Genomic DNA, 829 nt, shown 5'->3' with positions numbered 1-829 from the left:
AATGTATGGTCCGCCCCGTTATTGCAACTACAATTTAGTAATAACGGAGTTGGTTTGCGCTAATGTATTCGGAGTCCTCGTTGGGAACATTAACTTCCCCGCTCCACGATGATATCCGCGCCAGATTATCCTTAAAAGCCCCAAAGCAACTAGGTGCTATTTTTTATATCAGGTTACTAATCTGGCCGATCGACCGTTGTTGTCATCACGTTCATTGGCGTTGCAAACTTGGTTATGGCTATACAGCCTTAAAAGCTTGGCGGTGGTACAACACCGCCCAAGCTATTCTTGCTAGCTTATTGGCAAGTGCGACTACCACTACATTAAACGGCTTTGTTGCTCGTAAATTGACTAACCAATCTCCGAACACTTTTCCTGTTGTTTCTATCCTAGATAGCACGGACCTCGCTCCATGTATAAATAGAGCGCGAAGGTGTTTGTTCCCTCGTTTACTCATGCCTAATAACTTTGATTTGCCACCCGTTGAATACTGCCTTGGAACGAGTCCTAGCCATGCGGCCATCTCGCGACCTCCACCAAAGTTTGAAGGAGAACTGATATTGGCCACACATAGCGTTGCTGTTAAATCACCAATACCAGGAATACTCTTCAAAAGTTCAGCATTTTCATTATTTTCAGTAATCGCTTTCAGTTTTCTATCTTGAGTAGATACTTGCTCATTTAGGTATTTATAGTGCTCATGAATCGAGAGCAACTCTGCGACCAGACTCTGCGGTAACTTTATATCTTGCTCGGCCAGCCACTGAAATAGCGCTTTCATCTTGGCATGGCCTTTAGGAAAACTCAGTCCAAACTCAAGTAGTATTGC

Annotated in this window: 1 protein-coding gene; it reads right to left on the bottom strand. The window is 43.9% G+C overall.

Annotated features, from left to right (window positions below; genetic code table 11):
- Positions 1–238 precede the first annotated feature (238 nt).
- Positions 239–829: IS110 family transposase (locus QTO06_RS25295; protein ID WP_331410343.1), on the bottom strand; the 591-nt coding region annotated here is incomplete at its 5' end.

This window comes from Vibrio sp. M260121, from assembly GCF_036533715.1.
GTDB lineage: Bacteria > Pseudomonadota > Gammaproteobacteria > Enterobacterales > Vibrionaceae > Vibrio.
This window is presented reverse-complemented; position numbering and strand designations above follow the sequence as displayed.